Annotated in this window: 23 protein-coding genes; 9 read left to right on the top strand and 14 right to left on the bottom strand. The window is 51.7% G+C overall.

Features of this window, described 5'->3' with window-relative positions; genetic code table 11:
• Nucleotides 1-109: 109 nt before the first annotated feature.
• Entirely contained in the window at nt 110-847 is a 738-nt protein-coding gene (gene murI / locus DHN43_RS08000; protein ID WP_373456186.1) for a glutamate racemase, read from the bottom strand.
• Nucleotides 848-882: 35 nt separating this feature from the next.
• On the bottom strand, nt 883-1,653 hold the full coding sequence (locus DHN43_RS07995; protein ID WP_063292767.1) for an RNA methyltransferase: 771 nt from the start codon (nt 1,651-1,653) through the stop codon (nt 883-885).
• 294 nt (nt 1,654-1,947) lie between these two features.
• Between DHN43_RS07995 and DHN43_RS07990 the strand changes: the two genes are divergently transcribed.
• Nucleotides 1,948-2,532, top strand: coding sequence for an HdeD family acid-resistance protein (locus tag DHN43_RS07990; protein WP_057462592.1), 585 nt, complete (start codon nt 1,948-1,950; stop codon nt 2,530-2,532).
• Nucleotides 2,533-2,622: 90 nt separating this feature from the next.
• Here DHN43_RS07990 and DHN43_RS07985 read toward each other — a convergent pair whose 3' ends face one another.
• Both DHN43_RS07985 and fabF read right to left on the bottom strand, forming a co-directional pair.
• The gene (locus DHN43_RS07985; protein ID WP_063292768.1) at nt 2,623-3,213 is read right to left on the bottom strand and encodes a DUF2585 domain-containing protein; all 591 of its coding nucleotides are present in this window, start codon (nt 3,211-3,213) and stop codon (nt 2,623-2,625) included.
• 226 nt (nt 3,214-3,439) lie between these two features.
• The gene (gene fabF, locus DHN43_RS07980; RefSeq protein WP_063303478.1) at nt 3,440-4,702 is read right to left on the bottom strand and encodes a beta-ketoacyl-ACP synthase II; all 1,263 of its coding nucleotides are present in this window, start codon (nt 4,700-4,702) and stop codon (nt 3,440-3,442) included.
• Between the two features lie 459 nt (nt 4,703-5,161).
• On the opposite strand from fabF, the gene DHN43_RS07975 reads away from it, so the two are divergent.
• The 3 genes from DHN43_RS07975 (at nt 5,162) to DHN43_RS07965 (ending at nt 8,880) form a co-directional block, all read left to right on the top strand.
• Nucleotides 5,162-6,379, top strand: coding sequence for an NADP-dependent isocitrate dehydrogenase (locus tag DHN43_RS07975; RefSeq protein ID WP_063303477.1), 1,218 nt, complete (start codon nt 5,162-5,164; stop codon nt 6,377-6,379).
• Between the two features lie 185 nt (nt 6,380-6,564).
• Entirely contained in the window at nt 6,565-7,686 is a 1,122-nt protein-coding gene (locus tag DHN43_RS07970; protein ID WP_108818261.1) for a hypothetical protein, read from the top strand.
• Nucleotides 7,687-7,899: 213 nt separating this feature from the next.
• Nucleotides 7,900-8,880, top strand: a complete 981-nt coding sequence (locus DHN43_RS07965) for a glycerophosphodiester phosphodiesterase family protein (protein WP_108818260.1) — start codon at nt 7,900-7,902, stop codon at nt 8,878-8,880.
• Here DHN43_RS07965 and DHN43_RS07960 read toward each other — a convergent pair.
• From DHN43_RS07960 to recA, 3 genes are all read right to left on the bottom strand, one after another.
• The gene (locus tag DHN43_RS07960; RefSeq protein ID WP_108818259.1) at nt 8,870-10,045 is read right to left on the bottom strand and encodes a cyclic nucleotide-gated ion channel; all 1,176 of its coding nucleotides are present in this window, start codon (nt 10,043-10,045) and stop codon (nt 8,870-8,872) included. The genes DHN43_RS07965 and DHN43_RS07960 overlap by 11 nt on opposite strands.
• Nucleotides 10,046-10,234: 189 nt before the next feature.
• Nucleotides 10,235-12,895 (bottom strand): alanine--tRNA ligase, encoded by a 2,661-nt coding sequence (gene alaS, locus DHN43_RS07955; RefSeq protein ID WP_108818258.1) that lies wholly within the window; start codon nt 12,893-12,895, stop codon nt 10,235-10,237.
• Nucleotides 12,896-13,085: 190 nt separating this feature from the next.
• Nucleotides 13,086-14,150 (bottom strand): recombinase RecA, encoded by a 1,065-nt coding sequence (gene recA, locus DHN43_RS07950; protein ID WP_057462600.1) that lies wholly within the window; start codon nt 14,148-14,150, stop codon nt 13,086-13,088.
• A gap of 301 nt (nt 14,151-14,451) precedes the next feature.
• Between recA and DHN43_RS07945 the strand changes: the two genes are divergently transcribed.
• The 3 genes from DHN43_RS07945 (at nt 14,452) to DHN43_RS07935 (ending at nt 17,183) form a co-directional block, all read left to right on the top strand.
• Nucleotides 14,452-15,375: a carbohydrate kinase family protein gene (locus DHN43_RS07945; protein ID WP_108818257.1), complete on the top strand. Its 924-nt coding sequence runs from the start codon at nt 14,452-14,454 to the stop codon at nt 15,373-15,375.
• Nucleotides 15,376-15,407: 32 nt separating this feature from the next.
• Complete coding sequence (locus DHN43_RS07940) at nt 15,408-16,322, top strand: pseudouridine-5'-phosphate glycosidase (protein WP_063319378.1); 915 nt, start codon at nt 15,408-15,410, stop codon at nt 16,320-16,322.
• A gap of 393 nt (nt 16,323-16,715) precedes the next feature.
• Entirely contained in the window at nt 16,716-17,183 is a 468-nt protein-coding gene (locus DHN43_RS07935; RefSeq protein ID WP_063292832.1) for a hypothetical protein, read from the top strand.
• Between the two features lie 171 nt (nt 17,184-17,354).
• On the opposite strand, the gene cckA is transcribed toward DHN43_RS07935, so the two are convergent.
• From cckA to flgB, 7 genes are all read right to left on the bottom strand, one after another.
• Nucleotides 17,355-19,919, bottom strand: a complete 2,565-nt coding sequence (gene cckA / locus DHN43_RS07930; protein WP_063303470.1) for a cell cycle histidine kinase CckA — start codon at nt 19,917-19,919, stop codon at nt 17,355-17,357.
• Nucleotides 19,920-20,014: 95 nt separating this feature from the next.
• Complete coding sequence (gene flhB / locus DHN43_RS07925) at nt 20,015-21,091, bottom strand: flagellar biosynthesis protein FlhB (RefSeq protein WP_057462611.1); 1,077 nt, start codon at nt 21,089-21,091, stop codon at nt 20,015-20,017.
• Between the two features lie 11 nt (nt 21,092-21,102).
• Nucleotides 21,103-21,876: a flagellar biosynthetic protein FliR gene (fliR, locus tag DHN43_RS07920; RefSeq protein ID WP_063289596.1), complete on the bottom strand. Its 774-nt coding sequence runs from the start codon at nt 21,874-21,876 to the stop codon at nt 21,103-21,105.
• 43 nt (nt 21,877-21,919) lie between these two features.
• Nucleotides 21,920-22,186, bottom strand: a complete 267-nt coding sequence (gene fliQ / locus DHN43_RS07915) for a flagellar biosynthesis protein FliQ (protein ID WP_057462613.1) — start codon at nt 22,184-22,186, stop codon at nt 21,920-21,922.
• A gap of 57 nt (nt 22,187-22,243) precedes the next feature.
• Nucleotides 22,244-22,552: a flagellar hook-basal body complex protein FliE gene (locus DHN43_RS07910; protein ID WP_208995039.1), complete on the bottom strand. Its 309-nt coding sequence runs from the start codon at nt 22,550-22,552 to the stop codon at nt 22,244-22,246.
• Between the two features lie 35 nt (nt 22,553-22,587).
• A complete protein-coding gene (gene flgC / locus DHN43_RS07905) occupies nt 22,588-23,013 on the bottom strand; it encodes a flagellar basal body rod protein FlgC (RefSeq protein ID WP_057462615.1) in 426 nt (141 codons plus the stop codon).
• Between the two features lie 39 nt (nt 23,014-23,052).
• Nucleotides 23,053-23,460: a flagellar basal body rod protein FlgB gene (gene flgB / locus DHN43_RS07900; protein WP_108818254.1), complete on the bottom strand. Its 408-nt coding sequence runs from the start codon at nt 23,458-23,460 to the stop codon at nt 23,053-23,055.
• A 445-nt stretch (nt 23,461-23,905) separates the two neighbouring features.
• On the opposite strand from flgB, the gene DHN43_RS07895 reads away from it, so the two are divergent.
• Both DHN43_RS07895 and fliP read left to right on the top strand, forming a co-directional pair.
• A complete protein-coding gene (locus DHN43_RS07895; RefSeq protein WP_108818253.1) occupies nt 23,906-25,360 on the top strand; it encodes a flagellar biosynthetic protein FliO in 1,455 nt (484 codons plus the stop codon).
• 46 nt (nt 25,361-25,406) lie between these two features.
• Nucleotides 25,407-26,132 (top strand): flagellar type III secretion system pore protein FliP, encoded by a 726-nt coding sequence (fliP, locus tag DHN43_RS07890; protein ID WP_063289700.1) that lies wholly within the window; start codon nt 25,407-25,409, stop codon nt 26,130-26,132.
• Nucleotides 26,133-26,152: the final 20 nt, after the last annotated feature.

The raw sequence follows: 26,152 nt of genomic DNA, 5'->3' as shown, positions 1-26,152 counted from the left end.
GGGTATCAAAACAAATTCAAGATCCGCCTAGAACAACCAATTAAATAAGAGAGGATTTGAGCCAAGGCAGGCAACACTCCAGCAACCTATACGCTTACAAGAGAGAACCTCAGTTGGTCAGGAAAAACAGATCGTCGCACCCCGTCGCCACAGATTTCGGCTCTACGACCTGAACCAGCCGTCTGGCGATCGCAGGTGCAGGGTCAATCCACGTTACCGGCCAAGGAGCCACTTGCTCCATTTCTTCCTGCAAAAAAGGATAGTGCGTGCATCCAAGCACAACGCAGTCGGTGCGTTGGCCGTCTTTCTCGACAAAGCAAGGAGCAATTTCCTGCCGCAAGCGATCAAGGTCAACTGCGCGGCCTGCCAGCTTGTCTTCTGCAAGTGCAGCAAGACCAGTTGCCCCAACAAGTGCAATATGGTGCTCAGCCGCAAACTCGATGATCAGATCCTGCGTGTAGTCGCGCTTCACAGTCCCCGGCGTTGCAAGCACTGCAAAAACGCCGCTTCGTGTTTGCTCAGCAGCCGGCTTTATAGCAGGAACAGTCCCAACCACAGGAACGCTCAGAATCTCTCGTAAGCTCTTGAGCACAAGCGTCGAGGCCGTATTGCAAGCCACCACAACCGCGCTCGGTTGCCACGCCTCACTGACAGTCTGCACCAATGCGCAGATGTGCTCACGCAGTGCCGCCGCATCCCAGTCGCCATAAGGGAAAGCAGCACGATCCGCCAGATACAGCAGTGCAGCATCAGGAAGCATTCGCTTGATCTCACGCTGCACCGACAGCCCCCCGACACCACTATCCAACACCAACACACGACCAGACATATCCGCCTGCATATGCATTTGCTGAAATGGAACTACTGGGGAGCCGGTCAGCATCAATCTTTGTCCTTCACACCATACTTCTCAAAGCAGGAAATCACACCACGCATGATACGCACTTCATTTTCGGTGAGATCTGCTTTCTGAAAGATGTTGCGCAGCCTACGAATTGTTACTGGCTTCTTTTCAATAGGACGGAAGAACCCACGAGAATCCAACCCTGCTTCCAGATGTTCAAACATCCGTTGAATAGACTCTTGTGTTGCCAGTTCACCATCATAATCATCCAAGGAGAAAGGCAGTGCACCAGCTGTCGCTACGCGGCGCCATTCATAGGCACATACCAAAACAGCCTGGGCAATATTCAAGGATGCATAAGTCGGATCAACCGGAAGGGTCACAATCTTATTTGCAAGCGCCACTTCGTCATTGTTCAGGCCCCAGCGTTCACGGCCAAACATGTAACCGGACGGGATCCCCCGCACGCCCTGAGCAACACTCTCAGTCGCGGCCTCATCAGGTCCTACAACAGGTTTTGGAATATCACGGCTACGTGCGGTCGTTGCAAAAACGAGTTTCAGATCGGCAACAGCTTCTTCAACACTGTCGAAAACCCGTGCTGCATCAATAACATGATGTGCCCGGCTGGAAGCTGAGCGTGCTTTTTCACTCGGCCAACCGTCGCGTGGGTTGATCAGGCGCAGGTCGTGCAGACCAAAATTGGCCATAGCACGAGCAACCATACCGATGTTTTCGCCAAGTTGAGGTTCACAAAGAACGACAACAGGAGGAATGGCATTGTTTGTTTCAGGAGTGCTTTCAGACATGCGGATCCTCTAGCCGATCACACCGGAAATTACCAGAGCCGTTTTGCCTCCCAGCAGTCTCAGCAAACGCATATTCCTATCAGAATAAGCCTGCTGTTTTCCCTCGGCGACAACTCACCACCTGCACCTCAGTCACATGATATGGCGTAGGAACTCTGACCAATCACGTAAAGAGGGTAAAATTCGGCGAATTCAATCAAGAGTAAAGCTGTGTTTTGCTGTTACCTAGAGTGTTAGCCATTTCAATGCAGCCTCTGAATGGCATGACCCTCTACGAAGGAGACCCCGACGACAATGTCTGGACAAGAACCCAACGCAGGTGGCACCCCGCCTCCAAATGTCCCGGACCTCACGCAGTTAGTGCGTGACAACTGGTTGAAGTTTCTGGTGCTCGGAGTACTGATGGTGATTGGTGGTACGATTGTGTTGGTCATACCATACGCGTCCTCCATCGCAGTAGCACTGGTAATTGGATTGGTTCTGATAGTCGTCGGGGTTCTTCAACTTTGGCACGCCATGCAGGTAAAAGAATGGGGAGGCTTCCTCGGGCAATCACTGGTCGGCATCATCGCGCTGGTTGGTGGGGTAGCAATCTATTATAACCCTGTCGCCGGCACAGAAGCGCTGACACTCGTGCTCTCCGCTGTTTTCATAGCGCAAGGCATTGCACAGGCGCTGTTCTCATTCCGTTTGCGACCTCACACCAGTTGGGGCTGGATTCTGGCCTCTGGTGTCATAGCAATCGCAGCTGGCTTGATGATCCTGCTCGACTTCCCTGCTTCAACCGGTTGGGCTCTGGGCCTTGTGGCCGGCATTTCCATCATGTTCAACGGTTGGAGTTATGTGGCCATAGCACTCGCCGCGCATAAGAAAGCATAATGCGCTTCAAATGAAAGCTTGACCGGAAGAGTGAATTCGGAAAGACAGCGTGCCGCGCAATCTAAAAGTGAGCGCGGCACAATTTTGTAATCAATAGGCCTGCATCTGCCATTCTTTGATGGCATCCAACGGATAAACCAGCATGATCACATTGAGTGTGAGGTTATCCCTGATAATCGCCCCAACAATCAGTTCCATGGCAAGAATGAGCACAACAGTCAGCCAGACCGGCAACCGTGCAGCAAGCCAGAACCCGAACATCATCCAGATAATATCAAAAACGGAATTCAGAACACTGTCGCCAAAGTAATCGAGGGCGATGGTCGCTTCGCGGTAACGATTGATAATGTAGCTGGAGTTCTCGACAAGCTCCCATGTCGCCTCAACAATAACCGACAGAACCAGCCGAAAGCCCATTGGCCAGCCTGCCCCACCCGTAAAGAGACGGCCCATCCACCAGAACAAAGCATAAAACAGCATGCCGTGGATGATGTGTGACGGCGTGTACCAATCAGATATATGCTGGCTGCTATCAGCACTGTTGGCATTGCCCGCCCAAAGTTTGATCACCCCACATTTGCAGATTGGTTCCCGCCCCATAGCAAGAAGGATAGCGGCAGTCGCGATCAGCAACAAAACGGTGATCAAAGCATAGTGCTTGTTGTTCAAACGGTTGAGCATCAATCAAACTTTCAAAATGAGCAGGAACTAAAATCTTATCCGCGAAGGATGAACAGGACCTTCAAACAAGCCTGCGTATATAAGCAACGCCTAAATCAATCAACGAAAACTACAAGAAACGTGAGTTGAATTAAGTCAGTAAGGTGCAGCTAAAAGAACAATGTGGCAAAAAGAAAAGGCTCAGAGAACCCCTGAGCCTTTTCCAGAACTATGTTGTCGCCAGCTGTCAGCTCGGCTTTCCAAAGATCACAGAGGCATTCACCCCGCCAAAACCAAAGCCATTGGACATGACATATTTCAGGTCTTTCTCTTTGGACGCATTCGCAACCAGATCAAACTGGGAAGCCTCATCATCAGGCTCTTCCAGATTCAGTGTCGGAGGAAGCACACCTTCCCGCAGTGCCATAATAGAAGCGATTGCCTCAAGAGCACCGGCAGCCCCCAAAAGGTGCCCCGTCGCCGACTTGGTTGATGAAACAGCCAGATCCTTCCCACGATCTCCAAAGACAGCCTGAATGCCTGCAATCTCTGCAGCGTCCCCAACTGGTGTGGATGTACTGTGGGCATTGATATAATCAATGTCGTCAGGATTAATCCCTGCCTGCTTCAAGGCTTTACGCATCGCAGCTTGCCCACCTGCACCATCCGGAGGAGAAGCCGTCACATGGTGGGCATCAGCTGACGTGCCATACCCCAGGATCTCAGCAAGCGGCGTCGCACCGCGAGCCAGGGCATGTTCAAGCGTCTCAATCACCAACATCGCAGCCCCCTCACCCATGACAAATCCATCACGGTTTTTATCAAAGGGACGAGAGGCTTTGCTAGGCTCATCATTAAACCCGCTCGACAGCGCACGGGCAGCAGAAAAGCCGGCAAACGAGACAGCGTCAATGCAAGCCTCAGCACCGCCAGCAAGGGCGACGTTTGCTTCACCGCTCTTGATCATGCGTACCGCATCACCAATGGCCTGCACACTTGCAGCACATGCGGTCACAGGCGTTCCCAACGGGCCCTTAAACCCATTGGCAATCGAAACCTGACCCGCTGCAAGGTTTGCCAGAAAGCTTGGCACAATAAACGGTGACAAACGCCGCGGACCTTTGGTCTCCACGGTGCGTGTAGCTCCGGTCATCGCTGGAAAGCCACCAACTCCGGATGCAATGATCGTCGCGGTGCTCTCCTTCTCTTCGTCCGTTTCAGGACGCCAGCCAGCCTGTTCAACGGCTTCTTTGGCTGCAACCAGAGCATAATGGATAAACAAATCCATCTTCTTCTGATCTTTAAAAGGAATAGCAACACTGGCATCAAAGCCAAATTCATCTTCGTCGATGGTTGGAACCTGTCCTGCCACCTGACAAGCATGCTCGCTTCCATCAAATCTGGTAAGAGCGCGAATACCACTTTCAGAAGCTACCAGTCTCTTCCAAAACGGGTTGATCCCAACACCTAGGGGCGAAACAACCCCCATACCGGTTACAACAATCCGCATCTTCCCTTACTCCTAAGTCAAAGAACGCAGCAACCGACTCCTGCGCGCTCTACAAAATGCTCGCGTCCCAATTATGACGCCATCAGGTCGCCAGAGTAATTGGATATGTTTTGAGAGTTAAGAACAAACTGCACAATTGCAACTCATAGTGGATAACATCTTGGGATTGCGGAGTAATCAGTTTTTGCGCCCTAAGCAGAATGATCGACAATCCACTCGGAAAGGAGAAAGGTACAGCAAGATTATAGACAGCATCTCACACCATGCATGAGAGCAAATACAGTTGAAATTGCAGTTTGTTAGCAAACACCACTTCTGTGCAGCATACGAATTTGGTATTACAAGCCAACCGAGCTAGCATTTCCACTGGCATTAAATTGCGCACATGTGTATACACATGGCAATTCGAGCCGCTTCAGGCTCCATTTTCATGTACCTAAAAACACGAGGTCTACTAATATGGCGAAGATCAAGGTAGCAAATCCAGTCGTCGAGCTCGACGGCGATGAGATGACTCGCATCATTTGGCAGTTCATCAAGGACAAGCTGATCCATCCTTACCTGGACATCGATCTGAAGTACTACGACCTCGGCATTGAGTCCCGCGACGCAACAGACGATCAGATCACGGTTGATGCTGCAAACGCAATCAAAGAACACGGCGTTGGCGTTAAGTGTGCAACCATCACTCCAGATGAAGCACGCGTTGAAGAATTCGACCTGAAGCGCATGTACCGCTCTCCAAACGGCACCATCCGTAACATCCTGGGTGGCGTTATCTTCCGCGAACCAATCATCATGTCCAACGTTCCACGTCTGGTTCCAGGTTGGACTCAGCCAATCATCGTTGGCCGTCACGCATTTGGTGATCAGTACCGCGCGACTGACTTCAAATTCCCTGGCAAAGGCAAGCTGTCCATCAAATTCGTTGGTGACGACGGCGCTGAGATTGAACACGAAGTATTCGATGCTCCTTCAGCGGGTATCGCAATGGCGATGTACAACCTGGATGATTCCATCCGTGACTTCGCCCGTGCTTCCATGAACTACGCTCTTGGTCGTAAGGTACCTTGTTACCTGTCCACCAAGAACACCATCCTCAAAGTATACGATGGTCGCTTCAAAGATATCTTCCAGGAAATCTATGACGCTGAGTTCAAAGAGAAGTACGAAGCAGAAAAAATCTGGTACGAGCACCGTCTCATCGATGACATGGTTGCTGCATCCATGAAGTGGTCCGGTGGTTACGTTTGGGCTTGTAAGAACTACGACGGCGACGTTCAGTCCGACACCGTTGCACAGGGCTTCGGTTCCCTTGGCCTGATGACTTCCGTTCTCATGTCACCAGACGGCAAAACCGTTGAAGCAGAAGCTGCACACGGCACAGTGACCCGTCACTTCCGTCAGCATGAAAAAGGTGAAGACACTTCCACAAACTCCATCGCATCTATCTTTGCATGGACCCGTGGCCTGGCGCACCGCGCGAAACTCGACGACAACGCTGAGCTGAAGAAGTTTGCTGAAACTCTTGAGCAGGTATGTATCGATACAGTTGAAAGCGGTCACATGACCAAAGATCTGGCTCTTCTCGTAGGTCCAGAACAGAAGTGGCTCACCACAACTGGCTTCCTCGACAAAGTCGACGAAAACCTTCAGAAAGCTATGGCTGCTGCATAAGTACTGTCAAAGCGCTGATTTATGAAAAGGGTGCCTCCGGGCACCCTTTTTTTGTGGGCGAAACAATTGCGTAGGCCAGTCAGCCAACCCGATTGAAATTCCAGTGATCCCTTTAAATCAAGGGAGTACCGAACAATGCATCCTTCACGAATACGGCCCTACCGTAATCAAAAAGGATCCAGTCGATGAAACCACAACTCTTACTGCTACTGCTCGGCACGGGATTGGCAGACTTTTCTCAAGCTCAGGATAATGACGCCATAACCGCCAAGAAAATTGGGTCGTACTTCCAGCTGGAAATACAAACCACAACCCTGTCTGGTGAAGAAAAGAACTCGATCTTTGTCATGGATACAGGGTCAACTGGCATCGTTGGCTCCGCTGGCTTTTTTATTCCCACAGCTGAAGAACAAGCCAGCTCCACCTGCTCAACCCTGTCCTACTCCAGCTCAGGGAACACTTATGCTGGATACATAATCAATCGCGATCTCTCGTTTGGAACGCCCGGCAAGCCCCCTACAAAACACCTCAAAAACTTTCCGGTCTTTGCCGCCGTACAGCATTGCCCAAACAGTAAGAACAAGCCCACCTGCTCAAAGACACCCGCTCCCGCCTGTAACCACGATCCTAAGGTTTTCATGATGGGTGTTGGTTTTGACAGTCCCCATGGCATTTCCCAGGTGGATGCAGATCAAGCCAATCCCACAAACCCATTCCTAAATCTGGTAGACGACAATGGCGTCCCTTTCGAGAACCAGAATTACGCCCTCACAAGCACGCACTCAAACAGCAGCAGTATTGATGTCTATCTGGCATCCACTGAAAACCCGCTCCCCAATCTGGGCAACACGCTTACGCTTCCATTATCGGCCTCACCAACAAATCCAACGGCTTTGGTGGCACCTGTCCTCCCCTTTGCAATCACAAGCAAGTCCAACGGCGAGGTTGTTTATCCGCCAACCGGTCCCCAACCAGCCCGCGTTCTCCCCGATACTGGTATTTCATATGGAATAGTCTCAGTAGCTGAGACCACGCCTCCGTGTTGCACTACCAGCCCTACCAGCAGACAGATTGAAACGTCAGACTATGAGATGCAGCTTTACGTAAATAAGCAAAACAAAGAACCGCTGGTGACACTAAGCTATGGGAACGATCAGGCTCTTGGCCAATCCGCCAGATGGTCCTTAGGGCATAAGGAAGTTAGTCCGATGCTATTTAACAGCGGTCAACTGTTTTTCGAACACTGCAACTACTTCTACTCCCCCGCGGATAAGCAAGTGACCCTAAGCTGCGCTTCAGACCAATAAGGCTCACAGGGAGCGGAACAGTTACTCTGGCGTTCCCTGACGAACAGACCCGCCAGATCTCAACATGCATCTGCCTGATTGCCGCAAAGCTCTCCATGACTTCACCGGCCCCTCGATGCCGAAATCTTGAGTACGCCAAAACAACGCCTAAGTGAGAACACATTACGCTTTCAACCTAGGCGGACGGTCACTGTTTCCAATCCGGCGCCTCTTATGTTTAAAAAGATTGTTCTGCTGCTCCTCCTCGCATTTGCTGGGGTCTATCTCTACAACGCTTCATGGCTTTCAGGCCAAACTCCATCCGGCAAACCCAGATTCATTGCTCATCGTGGGGTCCATCAGACCTATCATCGCAACGAGTTGACCAACCAGACGTGCACAGCAGAGCGCATTAACACGCCTACCCATTCCTTTCTGGAAAATACGATTGCCTCCATGCGGGCTGCATTCGAAGCTGGCGCAGATATTGTCGAGCTGGATGTACATCCAACCGCAGATAACAAACTTACCGTCTTTCATGACTGGACACTGGATTGCCGCACCAATGGACTGGGCATCACCAGATCTCATTCACTTGCAAAACTCAAAGCACTGGACATCGCCTATGGCTACACCGCAGATGGCGGAGAAACCTACCCTCTAAGAGGAACCGGCATAGGTGCAATGCCAGAACTTGAAGAGGTTTTCCGTGCTCTTCCCGGCAAGAAATTCCTGATCAACTTCAAAGAGAAAGAACTGCTCTCGGCAGAACTCCTGCAGGAGAAGCTTGACAAGCACCCTGAGTGGAAAGCGCAAGTCTGGGGCGTCTATGGGGCATCCGTACCCACCTGGAGTATTGCAGACAGCGCGGAGGAAATCGTAGGCTTCGACAAACGCCAAACCAAAGCCTGCTTAAAAGCATACATTGCTCTCGGCTGGAGTGGTTACGTCCCGCAAGAGTGTAGAGGCACCGTCATCGGCGTTCCCTCAAATTACACATGGGCTATTTGGGGCTGGCCGCATAAGTTCCAGCAAAGGCTCAAGGAATATGGCAGCGAGGTCATCGCATCCGGCCCATTCACATTACAGGGTGTCGGTGGCGGCATAGACACACCGGAACAACTTGCTGCGGTGCCAGATAACTTCGACGGATACATCTGGACGGACAAAATCGAAGTGCTCGCACCGTACATCCAAGGCCAGATTACGAAGTGAACTCCACATCCGTATGACGGCTCTTCCGCTCATCAATGGCTTCATCAATGATCTTCTTTGCTATAGCCGGTTTACGGTCCATGAAGCGGCGCAGGTCTTCCATCTTGAGGACCATGAGCTGAACGGGTGTTCGCGCAACAGCGCTGGCCGTTCGCTTACGGTGAGCAAACAACGATGCCTCGCCAAAATGCTCACCCTCACCATGTAAAATACGGTGGTCAGAAAACACTTCTTCCACTTCACCAGATGCAATCAGGTAAAGGCTGTCTCCATCCTCGCCCTTCTCACAAATGGTTTGTCCAGCAGGTACACTGTGCGAATGTAAAAGCTCCGTCACTGCAGCGATCTCAATCGCAGACAGGCGCTCAAACAGCGGTATGGTGGCCACCATACCCCAGGTGATCACAAAATCTCTGCTATGGATCTCACGCGCAAACGCAGTGCCAACAATTCCAACTGGCAGCGCAAACAGGCAGTACCCCATCAACATCACCAGACTGGCAATGGTTTTACCCATCGCTGTGACAGGCACAACATCACCATAACCAACCGTAGTGAGAGTTGAAAACGCCCACCACAACGCACTCGGAATAGTACCAAAATGCTCCGGCTGCGCGGCATGTTCAACGCTGTAAAGCAGCGTTGCAGACACGAGAGCAACGCCGAAAATCAGCACAAGACTGCCAACAATCGCCCTCTGCTCAGCAACAACTGCAGAAATAAGAGAGCGTACAGCAGGTGAGTATCGCGCGATCTTCAAGAATCGCAACAGACGCAAAATAACAAGCGATTTCCAACTGATACTGGTGAAGAACAACGAAAGCCAGAAGGGCAGAACAGCCACAAAATCAACCAGCGAGAGCGGCTGCATCGCATAAACAGCACGTGCTTTGAGCGGACCATATTTCCTTAAAGGAGGATGCAGGTCTGAAACCCAAAGCCGCAACAGGTATTCAACGGCAAAGATTGAGCCTGCAATAAAGTCCAGCAGAAAGATCTGCCAGACATACACCTCTCCGATGCTTGGCTCCGTCTCAAGGACTGCAAGTCCCACATTCACAACAATAAAAATGATGAGAATCGCATCAATCTGCTTGGCAAGCCGGTTACCGGCACTGCTGCGCTCCAGCAGATTATAAACTTTCAACTTGATGGAGTGTGCCACCAACGCCCCCAATAAAATTCCCGGGCACTTGAAGAAACAGATAAAGCAATCCCAACAGCAACAAACCTCCCTTCACCATTTTGCAGGCCCACGCAAACCGCAAAAAGAGGCACCCTGCGAAAGTAACTGGCAAAAAATAAAGGGGAGATTAAATCCCCCCTTTGCAACTCTTAGATCTTTGGTTCGGTATTAAAGCGTTTCAAGGTGAGCCTTGATCGCAGCAATCGCCTCATCAGCCTTGCTTGCATCCGGGCCACCAGCCTGCGCCATGTCCGGACGACCACCGCCGCCACGCCCGCCAAGAGCAGCAGAACCAATGCGAACAAGCTCAACCGCACTGGCTGTCTCACTCACATCCTTGGTCGAGCCAACAACGATCGCAGCTTTTCCATCTTCCGCTTTGCTGATCAGCACAACAACACCGGAACCAATCGCAGTCTTGCCTTCATCGGCAACAGACTTGAGATCCTTCGGATTGATGCCTTCAAGAACACGAGCCATAAGCTTGAACTTACCCGCTTCAGTAACACCGGCATCCCCATCGGAGCTGCCACCGCCCATCGCAAGTTTCTTCTTCGCATCCGTCAGTTCACGCTCAAGCTTCTTGCGCTCATCCAGCAAGCTTGCAATGCGAGCAGGAACGTCAGCTGCAGCAACCTTAAGCAAACCAGCACTCTCACGCATCAGCGCATCCTGCTCTGCCAGATACTTACGTGCTTCATCACCAGTAAGCGCTTCGATACGGCGAACACCAGCAGCAACAGCACCTTCAGAAACAACGGTCACAAGACCAATGTCGCCAGTGCGTTTCACATGCGTACCACCGCAAAGTTCCACGGAGTAAGACTTTCCAGCTTTCTCGCCAGTGGTTGCCGTACCCATGGAAACCACACGAACTTCATCGCCATACTTCTCACCGAAGAGAGCCATCGCACCAGCTTCGATCGCCTCATCAACTTCCATCAAAGAAGTCTCAACGACACCGTTTTGCAGCACGATCTCGTTGGCTAGAGCCTCAACCCGTACCGTTTCTTCAGCGCTGACAGGCTTTGGATGCGAAAAGTCAAAACGCAGACGTTCTGGCGTAACCAGAGAGCCCTTCTGAGCAACGTGAGTACCAAGCACTTCACGCAAAGCTTCGTGAACCAGGTGCGTTGCGGAGTGGTTGGAACGAATAGCACTGCGGCGAGAATGGTCAACAACCAACTCAAGCGCATCGTCCACCTTAACTTCACCGCTCTCAACACGAACAAAATGGACGAACAGGCCGTCAGCTTTCTTCTGCGTGTTGGTGACAGCAAGGGAAACACCATCTGCAACCATGGTACCACAGTCGCCAACCTGACCACCGGATTCGCCGTAGAACGGTGTCTGGTTAAGGATCAAAGACCCCTCTTCACCTTGCTTCAGAGAAGTAACTTCTTCGCCATCCTTCACAAGGTTCAAAACAACGCCTTCTGCCTTCTCAGTCTCATAACCGAGGAACTCAGTCGCGCCTGCTTTCTCCTTGATGGAGAACCAGATGGCATCAGTTGCAGCATCGCCAGAACCTGACCACGCCGCACGCGCTTCAGCACGCTGGCGTTCCATGGCGGTGTTAAATCCATCGGTATCAACCGCAATCTCACGGCTGCGCAATGCATCCTGTGTCAGATCGAGCGGGAAGCCGAAGGTGTCATACAGCTTAAACGCTGTTTCACCATCAAGCTGATCACCGGAGCCCAAAGAACTGGTTGCATCTTCCAGCAAGCCAAGGCCGCGCTCAAGAGTTTTGATGAAACGCTTTTCTTCCAGCTGAACTGTCTCTTCAATGAGCTTTTCAGCACGTGGAAGTTCAGGGAACGCCTGACCCATTTCACGAACCAGAGTAGGCAGCATCTTGAAGATGACCGGCTCTTGTGCACCCAAAAGGTTTGCATGGCGCATCGCGCGGCGCATGATGCGGCGCAATACGTAACCACGGCCTTCATTGGACGGCAGAACACCATCAGCAATCAGGAAGGCCATGGACCGCAAGTGATCTGCAATCACCCGGTGGCTCGCCTGCGCTTTGCCAACAGCTTCAACACCAGTGAGATGCTCAGAGCTCGCAATCAACGCCTTGAAGAGGTCGATCTCATAGTTGTTATGCACGCCCTGCATAATCGCAGCAAAACGCTCAAGTCCCATGCCCGTATCGATGGACGGACGAGGCAGATCAATGCGCTTTTCTGGCAGCTGCTCGTACTGCATGAACACGAGATTCCAAATCTCGATAAAGCGGTCACCATCTTCTTCAGGAGATCCTGGAGGGCCACCCCAGATATGTTCGCCGTGATCGTAGAAGATCTCGGAGCATGGGCCACAAGGACCTGTATCACCCATAGCCCAGAAGTTATCTGAGGTTGGAATGCGGATGATCTTCTCATCAGCAAATCCGGTCAGCTTCTTCCAGATCCTGAAGGCTTCATCATCCTCGGAATAAACGGTGATCAGCAGCTTGTCAGCCGGCAGCCCGTATTCTTTGGTGATCAGATTCCATGCCAGCTCAATAGCGTTTTCCTTGAAGTAATCTCCAAAGGAAAAGTTGCCCAGCATTTCAAAGAAGGTGTGATGGCGCGCAGTGTAGCCAACATTGTCCAGATCGTTGTGCTTACCGCCAGCGCGGACACATTTTTGCGAAGATGTTGCACGCACGTAATCCCGTTTTTCCAAACCGGTGAATACGTTCTTGAATGGCACCATACCCGCATTTGTAAACATCAATGTCGGATCATTGCGTGGCACCAGTGGACTGGAAGGAACAACTTCGTGTCCGTTCTTTGCAAAGTAGTCGAGAAAAGCCGACCGAATTTCGTTGACGCCACTCATAGGTATTGATGTCCGTCTCGTTTTCTAGTGGGCAGCTACTTCAACAATCACAGCCGCCAAATTGCAGGGTATGCGCATCAAAAACGATGCAACAAAAAATTAGTATCTGCCGCGTTTTAGCCATATGCAGCAAATCTGTCCATAAAACCCTACAAAAAAAGAGGCTGGATAAATCCAGCCCCTCTAAACTCTATTGGTTTTCCGCAGCTTTTTCCGGATCATCAATCGCTTCAGCGATCAAACCTGCATTCTGTCGGATAGCAAGTTCAATCTCATCCGCCAGTTCAGGATTCTCTTTCAGGAAGGTTTTCGAGTTCTCTCGCCCCTGCCCCAGCCGCTGGCTGTTGTAGGAGAACCACGCACCTGACTTCTCAACAATGCCGCCTTTCACACCAAGATCCAGCAATTCTCCCATTTTGGAGATGCCTTCACCGTAGATGATGTCAAACTCAACCTGCTTGAATGGAGGCGCCAGCTTATTTTTCACCACTTTCACGCGGGTCTGGTTACCAACAATTTCGTCACGATCTTTAATCGCACCGATACGGCGGATATCCAAACGCACAGAAGCATAGAACTTGAGCGCGTTACCACCAGTTGTCGTCTCAGGCGAACCAAACATCACACCGATCTTCATGCGGATCTGGTTGATGAAGATCACCATGGTGTTGGATTTGGAAATGGAAGCGGTCAGCTTGCGCAGTGCCTGACTCATCAAACGAGCCTGCAGGCCAGGGAGCGAATCGCCCATCTCACCTTCAAGTTCAGCTTTTGGCGTCAGCGCAGCAACGGAATCGATCACCAGCACATCAATCGCACCAGAGCGAACCAGCGTATCAGCGATCTCAAGCGCTTGTTCACCAGCATCCGGTTGAGAGATGAGCAGGTCATCAATATTCACACCGAGCTTGCGTGCATAAATCGGGTCCAGCGCATGTTCAGCATCAATAAAGGCGCAAATTCCGCCTCCTTGCTGCGCACAGGCAACTGTGTGCAAAGCCAGCGTGGTTTTACCGGAGCTTTCAGGTCCATAGATCTCAACGATACGCCCTTTTGGCAGTCCGCCGATTCCAAGACCGATATCAAGACTGAGAGAACCAGTCGAGACGCTCTGGATTTCTACGGCCTGCCCCTGGCCCATGCGCATAATGGAGCCTTTACCAAAGGCTCGTTCAATTTGGGAAAGCGCTGCATCCAGTGCTTTATTCTTGTCCATCTGATTGCCCTCAACAAGGCGAAGTGAAGTTTGTGCCATACGTTCTCATCCCTTATTCCACGATGGACGCGTAGTTTCAAAGTCAGTTATTTGTACTCATTTTGTTCCAACTTCGCAATACCTGATAACTAACTAATAAAAATAGATTAATTTCAATGCGTTCTCCTATTGTTCAACATGTAGATAACTTTTCCCGACACCTGATTGGAGGACCGCTTCTGGAATCAAACAGCAAAATGCACTTTTGATACATCACCCACAGTCTGTATTTGCTCGTAGCTTGCTTTGGCCAACCACATTGCATATCAACTGTCTTTCGATGTCGGGAGGAGAATTGGTTATGTCCACTAAAAAGGTCGGAGTAATCGGAGCAATCCATCTGGACAGGATTGCCCATGCAGATCGACCATTCAAGCCGGACACCTCAACACCCGGGAAAATTATGTCCCGTGCTGGAGGTGTTGGAGCAAACATTGCACGCGCAATGGCCCGGCTGGGCATGCAACCAACAATGCATGGATGTCTGGGGGACGATGCAGACGGAGCATTCCTCGCAAAAAGCCTGACAGACTGCGGGATTGATACTTCCAGTATCACCACTGTCGCAGACGGTCGAACAGGATCCTATCTGGCGCTTCACAATCCGGATGGCACATTGTTCTCCGCTATTTCGGACAGTGAGATCACAGCAAAGGTAAGTTTCTCACAAGCAAATCCAATCCCGCAGGCTCTGCTGGACTGCGATATCTGGCTCTGTGAAACCAATCTGGAAGAAGCAACGCTTTTCTCACTTGCCAATGCCAAGGAGCATCGCCTTCTCGCAGCAGACACTGTCTCGATTGCGAAAGCGCCAAAACTGCGTCCCCTCCTCTCAAAAATCGACATTCTTTTTACCAACACAGATGAAGCCACAGCTCTTTTGGAGTGCAAACCAGGAGAATTCTCAGCAGAAGAACTAGCTCAAAAGCTGGCAACTGCGGGCATTCCAATTGTTCTGGTCAGCAATTCCAACAAGCCACTGGCTCTTCACTGTGCAGGCAGCACAAGCTCGCACACTCCATTTTCTGTTGTTCCCGTAGATGTCACCGGTGCCGGTGATGCCTTCATTGCAGGCTTTCTTTATGCAAGTTGCCTCAATGAAGCCCCGGTTTCAGCAGTACAAAGCGGTCTTGCCTCTGCATCAATTACAGTGGAAGCGACCGGCGCTGCGCCAGAAACGCTTTCACCCCAATCGCTTAAAGCTCGTTTATTAGAACATGCCTAAGCACCAACAACATACGAAAGACTGGGAAAACCATGGGAAGTTCAATTAAAATCCATCATTCAAAAGAAGTTGCAGATGCTCTGAGCAATGGCGCCCCTATTGTTGCGCTGGAGTCCACCATCATTACCCATGGCATGCCGTACCCACAAAACGTTGAAACTGCCCGCGAAGTAGAACAGATCATCCGTGACGGTGGCGCAGTCCCTGCGACAATCGCTGTGTTGAACGGCGAGCTTCACGTGGGTCTGGAAGACAGCACTCTGGAAGAACTGGCAAACGCCAAAGACGTCATGAAGTGCTCCCGCGCAGACCTTTCCTTCGCTATGGCACTGGGTAAAAACGGCTCCACAACCGTAGCTGCAACCATGATGGCAGCACACGCAGCTGGCATCCGCGTGTTCGCAACCGGCGGCATCGGCGGTGTCCATAAAGGCGCAGAAACCAGCTTCGATATCTCAGCTGATCTGGATGAACTGTCCCGCACTCCAGTTTGTGTTGTTTCCGCAGGTGCAAAAGCCCTGCTCGACATTCCAAAGACACTGGAAGTTCTGGAAACACGCGGCGTGCCGGTCATTGGTTTCAATTGTGAAAACGTGCCTGCTTTCTGGTCCCGCGATTCAAAGATCAAAGCGCCTTACAGCCTGGACGATGCTTCAGACATCTCCAAGCTCATCAAGTTCCGCGAAACATTTGGCGACCACGGCGGCATGCTCGTCACCAACCCGGTACCTGTTGAAGATGAAATCCCGTCTGACGAAATGCAGGTGTTCATTGATGCCTCCATTCAGGCAGCAGAAGAGCAGAACATCACCGGCAAGGAAGTCACCCCATTCGTGCTGCAAGACATTTTCGAGCGCACCAAGGGCCGCAGCCTCGCAACCAACATTGCGCTTGTTAAAAACAACGCAAAGCTTGCTACGAAAATCGCTTGCGGTTTGACTGCGTAAGCAGCTTTCAAATTAAGTAATGATGCAAATCCGGGCTGGTCCTTCCAGCCCGGATTTTTTATGTACGATCAGCACCATTTTTCAAAAGCACCCCGACACGTTTAGTCAACTCAAATCATGCAGAGACTTTCACATCTCTTTGATCGAAAGATTCCGTTGTTTTTCGGTCCCGATTATTTTAGGTGTTCTAAAGCTATAGAATTTTACATCTCTGTGTTTCTATTGGCGCATCTGCATCTTGTGGTCATATAGTGCTCATCAAAACGCCATCAGGCGGGCATATGCGAGAAAGGCCGATCCCATTTAATGGGTGGCTCCATTGAAATCACGCCAAACAGAATTGCGCGGTTGGCGGCAGCTGCTTCTGTTTTTGTCACCCGCAGGATTTACGCTATGAAGAAACTCATTTTTATCGGATTAACTGCAGCTCTCGCGGCTTGCCAAAGCGGCCCATCCAATCGCAGTGGTCAGCCAACTATTCGCGCAGACGCAGATTCTCAAACCATTCAGATCAACGCGTCTCCTGAAACTGTTCGCAAAACACTGGTCGATAGCGCAAGCGCACGCGGCACCATCGTGCAGCAGAACGAACCAAACATGGTGGTGATGGAAAGCTATGTGCGCGGCGAAAACGCTGTTTTAGATAACGAGTTCGGCGCCTCTGACTCCGGTGAGCGCGCCTACCGCATTCGTGTGCGTTTCTCTGGCGCACAGTGCCGTACAAATGTTGTTCAGGACCTTGCACTGGTCAACAACATCTACACCCCGCAAGAACAGTCTTTCCAACTTCCAGGAAATCCAGGATCCATGCAGAGTCTTCAACGCTTGAAGTCCAATGCGGAATCATCTGCGGGCTGCTAAGCATCCAAAATTCAAAAAAAGGCCGGAAAGCTTCACAGCTCTCCGGCCTTTTGCATTAAAGAGTAAGAAACTACAGCGTATCTCCGAAAAGTGGAAACCGGCTTTCGGATAAAGATACGCAAAAACAAAGGCTAAAGCAGTTCAGGTGTTTCAACTTAAATGCGAACTGCTTTAGGCGCGTTCTTGCGTCTTAGCTTCCAGAGTTTCTTTCACGGTTGTTGCAAGCTGCTTGAGTGTGAACGGCTTCGGCAAGAAGGTGAAACTCTCCTCAGCAGGTAAGTTCTTCTCAAACGCATCCTCAGCATAGCCAGAGATAAAGATGATCTTCAGGTCTGGACGCGTCTTGCGCAGCTCAATAAGCAGGCTTGGCCCATCCATTTCCGGCATCACCACGTCAGAAACCACAAGGTCAATCGCCCCGCCTGTTTCTTCCATCACTTCCAATGCCTCAGTGCCGGAACCTGCTTCATAAACCTCATAACCGCGGCCACCTAATGCACGCGCAGCAAAGGCTCGCACAGCCTCCTCATCCTCAACAAGAAGAATGGTTGCAGAACCAGTCAGGTCAGCCTCTGTTACTTCCTGTTCCGGCTTAACCTCAACCACCTCTTCCTTCTCAGTGGAGATGTGACGCGGCAGGAAGATGCGGAACGTGGTACCCACACCAACTTCACTGGTGCAGAACACATAGCCACCAGTCTGCTTCACAATGCCATAAACAGTGGAAAGCCCAAGACCCGTTCCTTTACCAACATCTTTGGTCGAGAAGAACGGCTCAAAGATCTTGTCCATCACGTCCTGCGACATGCCATGGCCATTATCGGCAACTTCAATGAGCACATACTCACCCGGTGGCATACCGCGCGTATTCTCATAGGTTTTGGAAACAGCCTCTTCCACGTTGAGCGTACGAATGGAGACTTCGCCTCCACCTTCCATCGCATCACGGGCGTTCACAGCAAGGTTGACAATCACCTGCTCAAGCTGGTTCACATCCGCCATCACAGGCCATAGCTCCCGGCCATGTACCAACTTCAGCTCAATCTTCTCGCCAAGCAGACGGTCCAGAAGAATAGAAACATCAGCAAGCACATCAGCAAGTGCGAGCTCCTGCGGGCGCAAGGTCTGACGGCGGGAGAACGCGAGCAACTGACGCACAAGACCGGCGGCCCTGTTCGCGTTCTGCTTGATGTTCATGATGTCCTGGAACGCCGGATCTGTTGGACGGTGACTTGCCAGCAACAGATCAGAGAACCCGATAATCGCGGTCAGAACGTTGTTGAAGTCATGCGCAACACCGCCAGCCAGCTGACCAATCGCCTGCATCTTCTGGCTCTGGGCAAACTGCGCTTCAAGAGCACGCTGCTGCGTGGTTTCCAGAACATAAATCACCGCAGCATCTTCACCGGCCTGACTGTCCTGCACTGCAGAAACGTAGAAGGTCGCGGAGCGCGGATCACCATTGCCTTTAAGCGAGACATCAAGCGGCGCAATCTCACTCTTGCCCAGCGCCGCTTCTTCCAGCGCACTTTGCAAAGCAACGCGATCAGTTTCAACGACAAACTCGGTGAGCTTCACATCTTTGCCAAGGCCCTCACCTTGCTCGAACAAACGCATGAACGGGCCGTTGGTACGTTCAACAAGACCGTTCTTGTCAATGGAGGCAATCGCGACAGGTGTGTTGTTGAAGAAGCGTGAGAAGCGCACTTCTGCAGCCCGCAGCGCTTCTTCATCATCATTGCCTGCAGAGCGATTGATCACAAGCGTACGGCTGTCGCCAGCAAGCCCATCAGCTCCAAACGGCACACGGTGTACAAGGCGCACAGGCAGACCGGTGCCATTGCGGGTCACCAGATCAATATCAAAGCTCTCGGTCTTAACTTCACCCTCAGAGCCCAGCAGCGCCTCAACAAGAGCCGCCCCTTCTCCGCGCACGATGTCTTTCAAAGACAGTTCGCCGGAGATGAATTGGGTCAGATCATAGCCAAGCCAGTCAGCAAGTGTCGCATTCAGGTAGACCAGCTTGCCAGTGCTGTCAGAGGAAAAGAACCCGCAGGGCGCATGGTCAAGGAAGTTGATAACTCTCTGCAGCTCCTGGAAGGAGTTTTCCTGTTCGGTTCGGTCACGGGTGATATCGGATACCTGCCAGATGGTAATGCCGCTTTCAACGCCAACCGCTGCATCCTGATCCAGTGGCCGAACACTGATGCGATACCAACGCGCTCCGCTGGCAACCTCACCAACCGCATTCGGCAGACGCACTTCTTCTGTTGCATATCGTCCACTCCGCACCGCTTGCGACAGCCGGAATATGGCATCAGCAGCATCCGGGTCTGACGAAAACACCCGCTCCACCGTGCGCACATCCGCAGGTCCACGCGCACCCGTCAACTCAGCATAGGACTGGTTGGCATAGATGATACGGCCATTATGATCAGCCAGCAGAACACCATCATCCAGCGAATTCATGAAGGATTCAGCAAGTGGATTGCGATGGGTTTTGGAGATGAACCGTAAAAGGCCAATGGCCATGGCGAATAAAGAGAACACCCCGACAACGGCCAGAACACCCAGGAGCCCCAAAATATAGGGCTCTGCCTGTTCCTTGCGCATCAACGCAAAGGCGGCTGTCGCTGCGACAAGGCCTAATGCAAGCAGCATCAAGGCCCCAAGGCTGCCGCCCTTGTCTGTCCTGTCTATCACCGGCTCAGGTCGCCGCGCTTCGGTCTTCGTCATCTTACCCTCTCTACGGCTGCCCCGCAGACGATTTGACTCCATCGCGCCATGAGAATAGTCCGCTCCAAAGCCGACACTCCGACACGTAAATGCCGTTAAGACCGCCAGCTCTTCTTTTTACGCAGTTGCATGACATAACCAATCACCTTAGCAACCGCGGCGTAGTGCTCCTCAGGCACATAATCATTCAATTCTATCGTTGCATACAACGCACGTGCCAATGGTGGGTTCTCCACGATCGGCACATCAGATTCCTTAGCAACCTCTCGTATGCGGAGCGCCAGTTCATCCACCCCAAGCGCAACACATTGCGGTGCTCCCATGCCCTCTTCATAACTCAGGGCAACCGCGTAGTGGGTCGGGTTTGTAATAACAACCGTCGCATCCGGCACACTTGCCATCATTCTGTTGCGTGAACGCTGAAGGCGCAACTCTCGAATTTTGGCTTTAATCTTGGGATCACCCTCAGATTGCTTGTATTCCTCTTTCACTTCCTGCTGGGTCATCTTTTGCTTTTCGAACCATTTTTTCCGTTGCCACACCAAATCGGCTCCGGCAACAACAGTCATAAGCGCAAGAATTGCTCCAATCACCATAATAGCAAGTTCGCGGACCTCCTCCAGCACAAGGCCCGTTTCTCTGAACACCACTGTATCCAGACGGTCTCTTTCCGGCCACAGCACCAGAAAGACAACCACAGCAACCGCAATGATCTTTACGAGCCCTTTCAGAAAGTTCGCAAGGCTGTCTTTAGAGAACAACCTCTTCATTCCTGAAAGCGGCGAGATCTTGTTCAACTTCGGCTTCAACCGTTCAGCTGTCCAAAGTGGTTTGTGTTGAACCACATTGCCAACAACGGCGAGCACCAGAAGTGTGAGCAACGGCAGTGCCACCACACCAAGTATTTCAGGCCCAGTTATTTCTAAAAGGAAAACAAGAGCACCCGGATCAACAGCAATCGTGTCTGCGTGGGCAAAAAAGCCCTTTAAAATGGTAGAAATGCCCCCAACCATCGCAGGCGCGAGGAAAGAAATCACCAAAGCGGTCCCCAACAACGAGAACCAGGCACTCACTTCCTGCGATTTCGGTATGTCCCCTTTCTCGAATGCATCATCGAGCCGTTTTTGGGTGGGGTCCTCGGTTTTCTCCGAATCGTCGGTATCTTCAGCCATCACATCCCTCGTTAATTCAGCAGGAACGGCTGAAGCGCATTTCGGAACTCCGTCAGGTAAAAACCCATCAGCGTTGAAAGCAGCAATAGGAAGATACCAAACCCGATCAGAATATTGACCGGCATGGCGATGAAGAAGATTTGCATCTGTGGCATCAGCTTATTCAGCAGGCCCAGACTGAAGTAAAACACGATCCCGACAACAATGAACGGCGCCCCCATACGAAGGGCGACAGAGAACATGTGCGACACCGTCGCGATTGCCTGCGCTGAGAGGTCCCCAACCGGCAACGGATTACCGGGAGGAAACAGCGTGAAACTGTCCTGCATGGCCGCAATCATCACGTAATGCAGGTTGGTCACAAACACCATGCAGATGCCAAGCACGTTCAGGAAGTTGCCCATCAACGCGCCCTGTTGACCAGAGTTCGTCGCATCGCCGCCCATCGCAAAGGCAAGGCCGGATTGGTTGGCCATGATCGTACCAGCAGTAGAAAGGGCGTAGGAAATCAGCTTCATCGACAGACCGATGAAGAACCCCACCAAAAGCTCCCCGCCCAGCAACCCCAGCAGGCGCGGCAGACTGCTCATGGCATCTGGTGGATAAAGATCAGCATTGATGGGCGCCAGCACGTAGGTCATCAAAAGCGCGATGGTCAAACGGACTCGGACTGGAATGAAGGATTCGCCAAAGGCAGGCACGAGCATAAACATTGTGCCGATGCGCGCAAACATCAGCAGGAAACCCATAACGATCACCGGTAGAAAATCCAGATTGACCGTCACAAATTTGCCCCCAGAATGCGCGCCACCCTGCGCTGTATCTCGCTCAATATCCGGAGATAATCAACCCGGCAATGCGGTTTGTAAAAGAATTCATCAACTCCCCCATGAAAGGAAGTGTCACGAGCAACGCAATAAAGATACTCAGGATCTTAGGAACAAACACCAGCGTCTGTTCCTGAATTTGTGTCAGCGCCTGAAACAGCGCCACAATCACACCAACCAGAAGCCCGATAAGCATCACAGGAGACGACACCAGAATAAGCGTCCATATGCCCTCGCTGGCAATATCCAGCACTTCTGCTCCGCTCATCCTGCTTTAACCACCCTCTCGCTCATCACCTTGGCACTGACACATATAGCCAAGCTGTTAGATTGGCATCCGCATAATTTCTTCATACGCAGAAATAACGCGGTCACGAACCGAAACAACGGTCTCCAGAGCAAGCTCAGTCTCGGCAACCGCTGTCACCACATCCACCACATTGGCTTTGCCCTGCAACAGGTTAAGGGACTGCACGTCAGCAACCTGACCGCCCTCGTTGATCTCGCTGATCGCAGACTGCACCATATTGCCAAAAGCACCGCTTTTGTCACCGGCCTCACTGGCAGCTTCAAGTGGATTACTCAGTTTTGCTGTGTTTGCATAAGCACTTGCAGCAATAGAAGCATTAGACATGATTGTATCTCCTTCCGGTGTCAGCCAACCGGTCATCAACCTCTAAGAATATCGAGTGTTTTCTGCATCATGGAACGTGAAGACTTCACCACATTCAGGTTCGCTTCATAAGAGCGGGTCGCTTCCTGCATATCCGCCATCTCAACCAGCGTACTCACATTCGGCATCTTCACGTAGCCTTTGTCATTCGCAGCCGGGTGGTCCGGTTCATACCGAAGCTTGAACTCGCTCTGGTCTTCACGCACCTTGCCAAGCTTCACCAGCTCAGCTTCCACCTTGCTGTCAAAACTGTTTGTGAATGTGGGAACCTTACGGCGATACGGATCCTCACCCGGTGTCTGGCCGGTGGAATCAGCGTTGGCAATGTTCTCCGCGATCACCCGCATGCGACCTGTCTGAGCCTTCAGCCCGGACGCCGCGATAAACATCGACTTAATAAAATCCATGGGTTCCTCCCACATTAACCTCAGTGCTCATCACACCAAGGCAACTGCTCTCACTCATCGTCTCAGCGCGGTCTTGAACATGCCAAGGCTGCGCGTATAAAGGCTTGTTGCTGTCTGATAGTCGATCTGGTTCTCGGCAACCTTCATCATCTGCTCTTCAAGAACCACACTGTTGCCGTCTGGAGTTCTTTCAAAGCTGGAAGCCTTGCTTACTTTCGTCCCGACACCAGCGCTGATCCCGCCAGTTGTAATGTGCCCGGCATTTGTCGCTACAGGACGCAACGCACCGGATCCAGCCTCGGCCTGGACCATGTCACCAAAGCTCAGATCCTTCAGGTCCTTGCTGCGGTAACCAGGCGTATCTGCATTGGCAACATTTTCAGCCAGTACACCCTGACGTTGTTGGTGCCATTGCATCTTTTGGCGCAACGCCTGAAACATCGGAAGATCAGTTAAGGCCATCTGACAGCACAACCTATGAGAACAGATTTGGTAAATTAAACTAGGTAGAAAGTGCCTAGGCAATGGTTAACAAAAAGTTAACATTAAGGTTCTATTAATATTTACGCACCGAAGAATCCTTAAAAAGCAGAGCACTACCGAAATTCCGAGCACATCAGAGCACTGAAAAGAATCATGGGCTTTAGCACCTATTAAGAATTGTGGCCTGAGAAGTGGAAAATTTTGCCGAGCCAGCAAAATTCACCCGTCCAAAAGTGCAATTTCGTGATTTTCGCGTAAAAACACGGGTAACGCCACCAACTTCATCCCTGTGAACTGTTCATTCTACATAAACTATAGGTTACAAATGCGCGCATGAGTTAATGCGGGGATTCGTACCCCAATTCCGGGCTGTTTTATCAAAAGAGCAGTCCGCTGAATGCTGAATACGAGTTGAGGAACATTCATGCCTGACTGGCTGGCCCAAACCACTGGTATGTCGCAGGGAAGCGCACAGCTTCTTGCTGTCGTACTGGCGATGTTGATTATCGCGGTTCTCATCGCGGTCTGCATTCCGCTTTTGAAGCGCTTAGCAAGAACCAGTTACAAGGGGTCGCGAAGTCGCCAACCTCGTCTTGCAATCATGGATGCGACCGATATCGATGCGCGGCGCAGATTACTGCTTGTCCGCCGAGACAATGTTGAGCACCTCATCATGATTGGGGGCGCTAATGACGTTGTTGTTGAGCAAGGCATCATTCGTGGCATGCCGGTCTCGGCCCCGCCTCGCGGACAGATGTTTACAGGCAATGGGCAAGTCGGCACCACACCGGCAACACCAGAACAAACGCCCTCTTCAGAAGAACCAACAGCACGCCTGAACTGGGGTGAAGACACCGCACCAGTAACGGCAGAGGTCAAACCTGCACCTGCAAGTCGCCCTGCTCCAAAGCAGCAGCCTGAAGTAAAGGCACCTGTACAATCTCTCGCGACAGCACCTGCCCCGGCGCCAGCAGCAATCAAAGAAAAAATTGCTACTGTGCCTCAGGCAGCGCCAATCCCACAAGCTGCAGCAGCAGGGCACATGGCATCTGCGCGCCCAGTAAGACCAGCTGCCCCAGCAGCAGCACCAGCATCAGCAGCGACGCCAGCAGGTAGACCAGCTGCTTTGCAGACGCCAACCATTGGCGGCGCACGTGGTGTTCAAAAAGTAGCGGCACGCCCAATAACAGCACGGCCGTCTCCAGCGCGTCCGGCCTCGCCACGCTCACTCAGCCCGTCACAGCCAAGCCCAGCTGTGAAGCAGGCAGAGCCGATCGCGCCAGTACCAGAGAAAACTGCAGAAAAGCCTGCACCTAAACCGGAAACGCCACAGCCAGAAGCACCGGCAGCATCCAAGCCTATTCCAAAAGCGGCAATGAAACCGCCTTTGAACGGTCCGGCAGCAAATGCAGCAAGTGCTTTCATGCGCCCTCGGGTAACTGAGACGCCAGCCAAAGTGCAGGACGAAAAGAAAGACGCGCCAAAACCTGAGGCTGCTGCCGAAAAACCTGAAGCTGCCGCTGAAAAGCCCGCGCTGAAGCAAGAAGAGACAAAAGCTGACGCAGCACCAGCAGCTATTCCAGCTGAAAAAGCAGAGGCCGCGCCAACTCCTGCTGCAGAGAAGAAGCCTGAGCCAGCCAAGGCAAAGGAAAAAGCCGCCAGCAAAGCAAAAGCCAAGAAGCCAGCTAAGCCGGAAAAGGCACCTGAAGCTGAGAAACCAGCAAAGCAGGAAGAGAAGGCAGAAAAGCCGGTAGCTTCCGAAACTGCTCCTAAAAAAGCAGAGAAAACATCACCTAAAGATGATCCCAGCGAAGCTGTAGATGGCATCGCAAAGGAAATGGCAGACCTGCTAGATGACATTGAGGCCAACACAAAATAATTTAGCAGGAATGGTGAAAGCAAAGCTGAGCGAAAACAAAGGCCGATTGGGGCTTTTGGGTTTCGCTCTCTTGCTTTTCTGGTTCGGTCCTGCTGCTGCTCAAAGCATTTCAATTGATTTTGGAGGCGGAGAAGGCAACTCGGTAACAGAGCGTGCTGTTCAGTTGGTCATGCTGCTCACGGTGCTCTCACTGGCGCCGAGCATCCTGATTATGGTGACAAGCTTCACACGTATCGTTGTGGTTCTTTCACTGCTCCGCTCTGCAATCGGGCTTCAGACTGCACCACCAAACGCGGTCATGCTATCCCTTGCCATGTTCCTGACAGCCTTCGTCATGGCCCCAGCCTTTGAAACGGCGTGGGATCTGGGCGCAAAGCCCATGATTGAAGGCACCATCGACCCGCAAGAAGCATTCAATCGGGCATCCGAACCCTTTCACGAGTTCATGCGTCAACAAGTACGCGAAACTGATCTCCTGCTCTTTCAGGAACTCGCAAAGGCCCCTGCCCCGGAAACTCCTGAAGAGCTGAGCCTGCGCGTTCTCGTGCCAGCCTTCATGATCAGCGAGTTGCGCCGCGCCTTTGAAATCGGCTTCCTGCTCTACCTGCCGTTCCTCATCATCGATCTCGTGATTGCATCAGTCCTGATGTCCATGGGTATGATGATGCTGCCACCAATCGTGATCTCGCTGCCATTCAAGCTCATCTTCTTTGTGCTCGTAGACGGCTGGCAACTGATCGCAGGCAGCCTGGTCCGAAGTTTCGGCGGTTAGCCACTTCCCCGATCAGTCAG

This window comes from Pseudovibrio sp. Alg231-02 (assembly GCF_900143565.1).
In the GTDB taxonomy this organism is placed as follows: domain Bacteria; phylum Pseudomonadota; class Alphaproteobacteria; order Rhizobiales; family Stappiaceae; genus Pseudovibrio.
Note: the sequence above shows the minus strand (reverse complement) of the source record. Positions and strands in the feature narration are given on the sequence as shown.